Source organism: Streptomyces sp. NPDC006332, from assembly GCF_040612855.1.
In the GTDB taxonomy this organism is placed as follows: Bacteria; Actinomycetota; Actinomycetes; order Streptomycetales; family Streptomycetaceae; genus Streptomyces.
In genome coordinates this window covers 1-8,885 of the sequence record NZ_JBEXRA010000113.1, presented here as the reverse complement: position 1 = coordinate 8,885, position 8,885 = coordinate 1, and the positions used below count along the sequence as shown (strand labels likewise).

General features: G+C 64.5%; 13 protein-coding genes. 7 read left to right on the top strand and 6 right to left on the bottom strand.

Annotation, left to right across the window (positions count from 1 at the left end; all coding sequences use genetic code 11):
* Nucleotides 1-111: 111 nt before the first annotated feature.
* The 3 genes from ABZ027_RS42590 to ABZ027_RS42580 all read right to left on the bottom strand — a co-directional run bounded on the left by ABZ027_RS42590 (nt 112) and on the right by ABZ027_RS42580 (nt 1,376).
* The gene (locus ABZ027_RS42590) at nt 112-576 is read right to left on the bottom strand and encodes a hypothetical protein (protein WP_356778397.1); all 465 of its coding nucleotides are present in this window, start codon (nt 574-576) and stop codon (nt 112-114) included.
* 114 nt (nt 577-690) lie between these two features.
* The gene (locus ABZ027_RS42585) at nt 691-1,002 is read right to left on the bottom strand and encodes a hypothetical protein (RefSeq protein WP_356778395.1); all 312 of its coding nucleotides are present in this window, start codon (nt 1,000-1,002) and stop codon (nt 691-693) included.
* On the bottom strand, nt 999-1,376 hold the full coding sequence (locus ABZ027_RS42580) for a hypothetical protein (protein WP_356778393.1): 378 nt from the start codon (nt 1,374-1,376) through the stop codon (nt 999-1,001). The genes ABZ027_RS42585 and ABZ027_RS42580 overlap by 4 nt, the downstream gene beginning before the upstream one ends.
* Nucleotides 1,377-1,446: 70 nt before the next feature.
* Between ABZ027_RS42580 and ABZ027_RS42575 the strand changes: the two genes are divergently transcribed.
* The 7 genes from ABZ027_RS42575 to ABZ027_RS42545 all read left to right on the top strand — a co-directional run bounded on the left by ABZ027_RS42575 (nt 1,447) and on the right by ABZ027_RS42545 (nt 6,691).
* Complete coding sequence (locus ABZ027_RS42575; RefSeq protein WP_356778391.1) at nt 1,447-2,661, top strand: helix-turn-helix domain-containing protein; 1,215 nt, start codon at nt 1,447-1,449, stop codon at nt 2,659-2,661.
* Entirely contained in the window at nt 2,658-3,197 is a 540-nt protein-coding gene (locus ABZ027_RS42570) for a flavoprotein (RefSeq protein ID WP_356778390.1), read from the top strand. The genes ABZ027_RS42575 and ABZ027_RS42570 overlap by 4 nt, the downstream gene beginning before the upstream one ends.
* Before the next feature lie 111 nt (nt 3,198-3,308).
* A complete protein-coding gene (locus tag ABZ027_RS42565) occupies nt 3,309-3,443 on the top strand; it encodes a hypothetical protein (protein ID WP_356778388.1) in 135 nt (44 codons plus the stop codon).
* 496 nt (nt 3,444-3,939) lie between these two features.
* Nucleotides 3,940-5,142 (top strand): IS110 family transposase, encoded by a 1,203-nt coding sequence (locus ABZ027_RS42560; RefSeq protein WP_356778386.1) that lies wholly within the window; start codon nt 3,940-3,942, stop codon nt 5,140-5,142.
* A 62-nt stretch (nt 5,143-5,204) separates the two neighbouring features.
* Nucleotides 5,205-5,483 (top strand): hypothetical protein, encoded by a 279-nt coding sequence (locus ABZ027_RS42555; protein WP_356778384.1) that lies wholly within the window; start codon nt 5,205-5,207, stop codon nt 5,481-5,483.
* A gap of 141 nt (nt 5,484-5,624) precedes the next feature.
* A complete protein-coding gene (locus ABZ027_RS42550; RefSeq protein WP_356778382.1) occupies nt 5,625-6,164 on the top strand; it encodes a winged helix-turn-helix domain-containing protein in 540 nt (179 codons plus the stop codon).
* Complete coding sequence (locus ABZ027_RS42545; protein ID WP_356778380.1) at nt 6,161-6,691, top strand: transposase; 531 nt, start codon at nt 6,161-6,163, stop codon at nt 6,689-6,691. Before ABZ027_RS42550 ends, ABZ027_RS42545 begins: the two co-directional genes overlap by 4 nt.
* 38 nt (nt 6,692-6,729) lie before the next feature.
* On the opposite strand, the gene ABZ027_RS42540 is transcribed toward ABZ027_RS42545, so the two are convergent.
* The 3 genes from ABZ027_RS42540 to ABZ027_RS42530 all read right to left on the bottom strand — a co-directional run.
* Nucleotides 6,730-6,963, bottom strand: coding sequence for a hypothetical protein (locus tag ABZ027_RS42540; RefSeq protein ID WP_356778378.1), 234 nt, complete (start codon nt 6,961-6,963; stop codon nt 6,730-6,732).
* A gap of 62 nt (nt 6,964-7,025) precedes the next feature.
* Nucleotides 7,026-8,444, bottom strand: a complete 1,419-nt coding sequence (locus ABZ027_RS42535; protein WP_356778376.1) for an AIPR family protein — start codon at nt 8,442-8,444, stop codon at nt 7,026-7,028.
* Nucleotides 8,445-8,645: 201 nt separating this feature from the next.
* Nucleotides 8,646-8,885 (bottom strand): transposase family protein (locus ABZ027_RS42530; protein ID WP_356778374.1); only part of this gene is annotated, 240 nt, incomplete at its 5' end.

Here is an 8,885-nt window from a genome sequence, read left to right as displayed (position 1 = left end):
CACAAGACGTCGCGATGCCTCCCTCAACCCGAGCGAAACCATGCCTGACCAGCAGGAATCAAGGGATCACGTTCGGTTGAGATACGGCTTCTTACATCAGGTGCCGGTGTGTCAGCCGCTCTTGGGACTGTCGTGGCATCCGGCGTGGCACTGGTTGCAGTCGGCTGTGGTGCCCCACAGCTCGAGGTCCACGGTGTATCCGGCGGCCGTGATGGCGGTCAGGGTCCGCTCGCGGGTGGCCTGCGGCCCGTCGGGCGTCTCCTCGTCCTCGTCGGTCGGGACGTGGTGGACGAAGTGGCCGACGACGCGCTGACAGAACTCGGCGTAGTCGACGGTGTGCAGGACGAACGCGTGCCAGCCGACATCGACCAGCTTGCTCGGCGCGAGGTTCTGGCCGGGCTGCTGGCCGGATGCAGCGATGAACGCGGCGGTCTGGCCGATGATGCGGTGCGCGGTGGCCGAGTCGATGTCCGGGTGGTCGGTGGTGATGCGGCGGGCGAGTCGGTCGGTCACCTCGGGGGTGAGCAGGGTGGGTGGGTCGGTGGTGCCCACGGGACGTTCCAACGCGATGGTCACGTGCTTCCTCCTCTTGTGGACGGACGCCTCTGGTGGGAGGCGTTGTAACCCGCCCGCCCCAGCAATTCACGGGGTACGGGACGGGCGGGAATCTGTGGGGGCGCGGGGCAGGGGTCACATGAGGCGGGCTACCTCGGCAGGTAGGAACAGGTCACGCGCCCGATGTTCGGCCCACAAGCTCTCGAAGTGCTGGCGGTCGGGCTGCTTCGCGTAGAAGTCGCAGCGCGGGCAGTCCGTGTGGGGTTCAGGGATGGCGTCGAGGTGGTGGGCGGCGAGGTGCCCGGCGAGCATCAGCTGGCAGCGGACCGTGCCGTCGTACAGGTCGTGCTCGGTGGACAGGGCGGTTGCTGTGGCGATGTCGATGAGGAGATCGGCGCAACGGCGGCAGGCCCACATGAACGGCGGCGGCACAGGCCTGTCGGTCATGCGCGGCCGCCTTCCCGGATGAGGCGGACAAGGACGCGCCCGGTGTCGCATTCGGCGGCGTTCTTCACGCACAGCTCGCAGTAGGGGGCGTGGTCCCGGACCACGCGGACGGCGGCCTCTCCAGCACAGCGGCGGCATGCACGGGGGAACGTCGAGTAGTGGCCGTCCAGGTGCTTGTGACGGCGCTCGCCCAGGTCGACAGCCGTGCCTGTGTCGAGTCCCTCGCTACACCAGACGCATGCCGCGCCGCGGACCTGTTCCTGTGACAGTCCGTCGAGAGCTGGGAGGGGAAGCAGGGCGAGCGGCGTTGGGGTGTGGGTGTCGTCGCTCGTCTGCATGGTGTGCGCCTCCACGGTCACGGTGATCCGTTTCACACACGTGACCGTAGGACGCGGTACAACAGAGACGGGCACGCAAAGTGCGTGCCTTGCTCGGGGGTGCACAATGGACACTTCAGGCATCGGCCGCCGTATCGCCTACTGGCGAGACCGGCGCGGCTTCACCCAAACCGACTTCGGACAGCTCATGGGGCAGACGAAGCGCTGGGTGCAGGACATCGAAGGCGGAAAACGCCAACAGGACCCACGCCTGTCGGTCTTGGTACGCGCGGCCGAAGTCCTGCGCGTACCCATGGAGCAACTCTTGACCGACAGCACACCGCTGCCGCCCGCCGGCAGCGCCCCACCCGCCGACGCCCTCCGCGTCATCGACGCCCTCTACGCCCCCGACAGCGACGAAGCGCCGGCCGCACAAGCAGCCCTGCAACGGACGCTCGGCTACTGCTGCCGGGCATTCCAGGCATGCCACTACGCCACCCTCGCCCGGGAGTTGCCCGCCCTGATCGCCGATGCGGAACAAGCCACGCACGCCGCGCCCGTTGGCGAGCAGTCGGACGCGCAAGCGCTGCTGTCCCGCGTCTACCAGCTCGTCACGTCGTACCTCCACAAGTACGGGTCGGCGACGGCGATTCCGGCCGCGCTCGCCGCAGACCGGGCGCTGGTCGCCGCGGAGCGGTCCGGTGATCCCGTACAGGTGGGTGCGGCGGCACGGCGGGTCACGAAGAGCCTCGTCTGCCAGCAGCGCCCCGCAGCGGCCGTCGAGTTCGCGACGGCTGCCGCGCGCCGCCTGTCCAACGACCTGACCGGTTGCGGGCCGCTTGGCCTGTCCACCCTCGGCATGCTGTATTTGTCCGCCGCGTTGGCCGAGTCCTCGCAGGAGCGGACCACTGACCGGGTGCGCGCGGCGGACGGCTACGTGGGCGAGGCCGGAGATGTGGCAGCGCGGCAAGGCGCCGACCTCGACGAGGACTACACCCAGTTCGGGCCCACCAACGTGGTCCTTCACCGGATGGACATGCTCCTTCGGTTCGAGGACGGATGGTCCGCTCTTGAGGCCGCTACGAAGGTTGACCCCGAAACGCTGGCCGGAATGACTCGGGAGCGGCAGGCCGGGCACCGGGTTTCCATGGCACGAGCTTCGCTCTTGACACGGCGCAAGGACGATGCGGCGACCCGTCTCCTGGAGGCCGACGAACTGGCGCCGGAGGAGGTGCAGGGCAGGCCAGACACGGTGAACCTCGTCGCGGACGTCGTCGGCGCAACGGCGAACCCGGGGCCTGGCTTGCGTGCGCTGGCTGAGCGCTGTGGACTGCGCGCATGACCCGAGTGCTCTACTTCATTGGCTGCGCGGCTGGCCCCACCCAGTACATCGACGTCGGCGTGCGCGCGGCGCAGGCCGACGGATGGGACGTGTGCTTGATCCTCAGCCCGTCGGCGGCCAGTTGGTGGGGGCCGCGCATGGAAGAGCTGGTCGAGCTGACCGGGTATCCGGTGCGGTCGCGTTACAAGTTGCCGTGGGAGAAGGACCAGTTGCCGAAGGCGGACGCGATGTTGGTGGCGCCGATGTCTTGCACGACGCTGAACAAGTGGGGGGCCGGGATCTCGGACACGCTGGCGATCGGTCTGCCGTCCGAGGCGGTGAACATGGGGGTGCCGGTGGTGGCGATGCCGTATTTCAACCGGGCTCAGGGCGCGCAGCCGGCGGTCGCTCGTTCAGTTGGCGCGCTGCGGGAGCAGGGGGTCGTTGTCCTCGACGGGCCGGACGGGTATGAGTCGCATCCTCCCAAGCAGGGGGATCCACTGGCGTATCCGTGGGGGAAGGCGCTCGCTGGAGTGCGGCGTCGGCTCGACTCCTGAGCGGTCCTCAAAAAGCCGTACGGGCCATGCGTGTTCAGGGCCGCAGCTCGATATTCTGGCCTCATGCCCCCACCCATCCCGGCCCCTGGATTGCCGCGCTCTGCTGCGGTCGTGAACGAGGGGACCCGTGCGCTCGCGCGGGCGGCGTGGGGGCACCCGTTCACGGACGAGGAGCGGGTCGTGTACGGGCTGCTGGTCGTGAAGTGGGACGCGGCCGTCCGCTCGGGAATCGTCGAGGCGGCCTGACCCCGAGCATGACGAAACGGCCCCCGCCACCGCCCGAAGGCGATGACAGGGGCCACTCAACGTACTGCGTCCGCTGCGGATCCAGCGCACCCGCCGCCTGTGGAGACGGCGAGCCCTCGCCCGGATCCGGCGCCCCGTCCTTCCGGCACACCAGGGCGTCCGCGTCTTACGACGGAGCCTGCAACGAGGGTTCCTTCGACGCGTACTCGGCACCCCAGGCCAGCAGATGGGCAGCAGTCGCCCTGCGCACCATGCCATGATCACTCGCGCCAAAGCAGCTCCCGCCCAAAGCCGCTCCGTAAGTTGTTTGGCGGTCCGGAAGAGTGGGGTGTGGCTCTAAAGTCGCTTGCCCAAGTGGCTCCGGTGGAGTGGCCGCCCCGCTCTTCGGGACGCCCTGGCCGCTGATTGAGATGTGCGATCTGATCGCTGTTTACGGAGCTGACGGCGGGTGTTCCTCGGGCCAAAACGGCATGCTGCCTGAACCGAGGAGACGCACATGGCCGAGCAGCTGACCCATCTCTGGGTCGGGATCGACGCAGGTAAAGCCCATCACTGGCTGGCAGCGGTCGATGCCGCCGGGGCCACCATCTGGAGCAAGAAGGTCCCGAACGACGAGAGCGCCATCCTGACCGCGCTCGGCGAGATCCTCGTCATAGCCGATGAGGTGCACTGGGCAGTCGACATCGCCGGCACCGCGTCCGCACTGCTGCTGGCCTTACTCGCCGCCCACGGCCAACAGGCCGTCTACGTTCCCGGCCGGACGGTCAACCGGATGGCCGGGGCTTACCGCGGTGAAGCCAAGACCGACGCCCGCGACGCCTACGTGATCGCAGAAACCGCCCGGCTGCGGCGAGGCTTCACCTCCATCGCCGTTCCCGCACAGTTGGCAGCCGATCTGGCTTTGCTGACCGCCCACCGCTCCGACCTGATCGCCGACCGCGTTCGCATGCTCAACCGGCTGCGCGACGTGCTCACCGGGATCTTCCCCGCACTGGAACGAGCCTTCGACTACGCCGACCACAAAGGCGCGATCATCTTGCTCGCCGGCTATCAGACCCCGGCAGCCATACGCCGCCGCGGCCAAGCCCGCCTCACGGCCTGGCTGGCAAGCCGCAACGTGCGTAACCCCGACTCGGTCGCCGCCACGGCCCTGCAGGCCGCCAAGGCACAGCACGCCACTCTGCCCGGCCAAGACGTCGCCGCCGACATCGTCGCCGACATCGCGACGCAGATCCTGGCCTTGGACGATCGGCTCAAGCACATCGACCAGCAGATCCGGCAGACCTTCCGCACCCACCCCCAGGCCCACATCATCGAATCCCTGCCCGGAATGGGGCCCATCCTGGGTGCCGAGTTCATCGTTGCCGCGGGTGATCTGGCCGCCTTCGCCGATGCAGGCCACCTGGCCTCCGCGGCCGGCCTGGTGCCCGTTCCCCGGGACTCCGGACGCCGCACCGGCAATCTCCACCGGCCCAAACGCTACAGCCGACGCCTCCGCCGAGTCTTCTATCTGTCCGCCCAGACCAGCATCATCCCTGAGGGCCCCAACCGTGACTACTACTCGAAGAAGCGAGCCGAGGGCTGCAAGCACGTCCCAGCCGTCATCGCCCTCGCCCGCCGACGCGTCGATGTCCTGTGGGCCCTCCTACGCGATGGAAGGCCCTTCACCCTGCGCCCACCAGTCGCTCGCGCCGCTTAACTGGGCCAACGTGCCCCACCACTGGCGATAGTCTGCGGACCCATCCCAGAGAGGCGGGTCTGGTGAGCTTCGACGCAGAACGATCAGCGCGCATCGCAGCCATGCAGGAAACCGCCCGGCCCGTCTGGGAGGCGACCGGCGACACGGACGGACTCCAGCAGTTCCTCAAAGACAACGGGTGCCACGGCGTGGAAGCCGTGTTCGTGACCATGGGGCTCTTGAACTGCGATCTTGCCGAGGCTCAGCGAGCCTTCTTCAACGCCCCATGCCGCGATGCCGAACGCCGGTTCCACAACCACGCCCTGGACCTGCTCGAAGAGGCCGCCGACACCGACGCCTGACAGCACCCGCGACAGACAGAGCCCCTTGACTCGGCCATTAAGACTCCGCCGACCTCATAGTGCGCGACAGCTCTACTGAGGTTGAACTCGTGGTGTCGTAGGGGCTGACGGCTCGTCGTCCGCTGCGGTATCACCAGGGGCATGCGGTATCCACAAGGGGGCGGGCGGACCGCCGAACGGCAGCAGTTCCGTGAGGAGTTACGGCTTCAGGCCGCGGATTGGTTCGCACGAGTTGAGGCGAGTTCGGTGATCGCCAAGGACCTGCGGGTCAGTGTCCGGTCGGTGCAGCGGTGGCGGCAGACATGGAGCGAGGACGGTCCGCGGGCTCTGCGGTCGCAGGGGCCGACGTCGCTGCCGAGGCTGAGCCAGAAACAGTTCACGCAGCTGGAGGCGGAGCTGGCCAAGGGCCCGTCCGCGCACGGCTGGGAGGACCAGCGGTGGACGTTGGAGCGGGTCAAGACGGTGATTGGCCGGCGTTTCCACCTGACGTACACGATCCAGGGCGTGCGGAAACTGCTGGTACGCAATGGCTGGTCCTGCCAGGTTCCGGCCCGACGCGCGATGGAGCGGGTCGACGACGCGGTGGCCGGGTGGGTCAAGGAGGTGTGGCCCTGCGCGGAAGGGTCGCGGCGGCCCGTGGAGCCTGGCTCGTCTTCGAGGATGAAGCCGGCTTCTCCATGACGCCGCCGCAGGCCAGGACCTGGTCACAGCGTGGCCGCACCCCGGTGCTCCGGGTGCGCGGCCGCTCCCGCAGGCGGATCTCCATCGCCGCGCTGACCTGCTACAAAACCGGCCGCAGGTCGAGGCTGATCTACCGGCCACGCAGAGACGACGGCCCACATGACGGACGCAAGAGCTTCTCCTGGCGCGACTACCGAGACCTGCTGACCGTCGCTCATCAGCAGCTCGGCGGCCAGATCGTGCTCGTCTGGGACAACCTCAACTTCCACAAGGCCGCCGACCTACGGCAGTGGGCGGAAGGCAGGGACTGGCTGACCGTCTACTACCTGCCGCCCTACGCGCCCGACCTCAACCCAGTCGAAGGCATCTGGTCCCTCCTGCGACGCGGATGGCTCTCCAACGTCGCCTTCAGCACCCCTGAACACCTCATCCAGCGCATCCGACGCGACCTACGGCACATTCAGTACCGCAGCCACCTCATAGACGGCTGCCTCACCGAGACCGGCCTGACCATCAGACCCACATAACCCGCTCCGACATCACGAGTTCAACCTCAGTACCCCGCTCACGGCTTCATCAACTGAGTGACCAAGTCTTGAGTGAATTGCTGTCGCTTTAGCCGATCCCGCGAGGGCATCTGGCCGCCACCAGCTGCGATGACCGACTGAGCCAGTTCACGAAATGTTGAGATCAGGTCATGTTGCTTCAAGGCGGCAATGATCTGCTCACTCTGCTCTTCAGATTTGTTTTTCTCAAGAGAAGCCGACTGACCTCCCAGTACATGATATTTGTAGGCCATGAGAATGTGGTATCGAGCCGGCTTGTAGACAGCCTCTAGCCCGCCGGACCTGAAAGCATTTTCTAGCCGGTGGCAGCGAATGCGCTCGCCATGTACGGAAGGAGTTTGTGATCCTCGCGAAAGATCGCCGCACCGATGTCTTCGTACAGCCTGCTCGCATATCGGGCAGCCACATGTGGGGCATCTAGAAACATCGACGAAACGGCACGCATCTGATCGCCAATTGTGACGACACGATTCTTGGTGACTTCTTTATTATAGAACTGACCTGAACGCCGCTCGTACGTCAGCTTAATATCCGCAGCGTCGAGTTTATAGAAATCTTCCAACCTCTTCTGAAACTTGCTAAGCGCCACTAGATCATTCTCTTGTACGGCGGTCTGAGAATTCGTTGCACGAATGATCTGTGTCGCTACCTCTTCATCCCCAGTTACAACCAGCCTAATCGGCACGTAGACGTCAGAAAGCGCCTCACCAAGTGACTCCTTGGACAGATATAGGCAGTGACTGGTCTGACAACCATTGACAATCTGGTACCCAGACAACGCAACCGCATCTCCGGGCTTGGGTGCGTATGACGCAGCAACGACAGTTACGCCGTTATTGAGAACAGGAAGGAGGTTCCGCTCAGGAGAATCGAGGGTCTTCATAATCTGCTTGTTTACTGAGTTGTCTTCCCCTTTGAACCCTCGCACGTTGTCATAGAATACCCGTTCATCGAGAGTCCTTGCATCGCCAACCTCGATCAATTTAAGCAGCTCAGCCACTGACACGACGCCCAGAATCGCTTGATCAACGCCAGGCATCTTCGGCAAGTTAACTTGCTTTTCGAACTGGATTTCCACCTCGTTTGCATGGTTTTTCCTAACCCATGCGTCATGAATATCATCAGCGCCGAGGACTGTAACAGTGACTTTCCCAAGAAAACCGAGATTTTCGATATACTCCCTCGTCGTCGCGATCCTTTCTTTCACCGGATCGGCCGCGATGGCTTGCTTCGGCGCTGTAGTGGTGAAGTACAAATAGACAGAGGGGGATCCTTTGAGGCGACTCGCATAATTTTCGAACACAGAACCAAGCGCTTTGGCCAATGCATCCATGCGGGGATGCGCAGAAAAACCCTCCCCTTGGAGGAACCTCCGAACGGTATCGCCGAAATTGAGAATATCAGTACTAGATACAGAGGCAGACTGCTTAGCTTGGATGAAGTGCAAGCTCATATCCACCTTGGCGGCATTATCGCAAATCTCCTTAACGTCATCAACATCCCAAGCTAGATGCCCGTTTACGTCAAGGGCGATTACGTCAACGCCGATTGCGCCTGGGTCGAGAAGTAGGTCGGACTTTTGAACTTGACTCGTAAGGTCTTCCGGAAGGATGAGACTTGCAGCAAAAAGCTCGAAAGCGTCAGCGTCATTAATGTCAGTAAGCTCCTCCTCTTCGCGAAACTTCTTAAACAGTCCCTTGATGAGGGGGTTCATCCGACGCTCCCAACGTTCGACAACGGTCGCCCGGCGTCCGCAAAACTAGCCACTAGCTCCGACCTCCGGCTCAGACGATAGTAGGGCTGCTAGCTACAACTTGAGGGGGTATCCCGCACTTTGGCCTCACAAACGGCCAAAACAGAGAGCTTCAGCACCACTCATTCCCTGGGCTAGACGTTGTCCCGTATGGGGTGTGAGTTATCCAGTGAGGGCCAGGTTGTGGAGTCGGGCGATGCCGAGCATGGCTTGGTGAACTCCGTCGCCCTTGAGTCGGCAGTCCCGCAAAATCTTCCAGTTCTTCAGCCGCGACAGGGCGTGTTCCACCCGTGCTCGGGCCCAGCGGTGGACGGCGTTCTCTGCCTCCTGCGATGGGCTGAGGTGGCTCTGGCCTCGTCGTTTGCGGTGCGGGATGAGGAGGCCAGTGCCTTGGTATCCGCC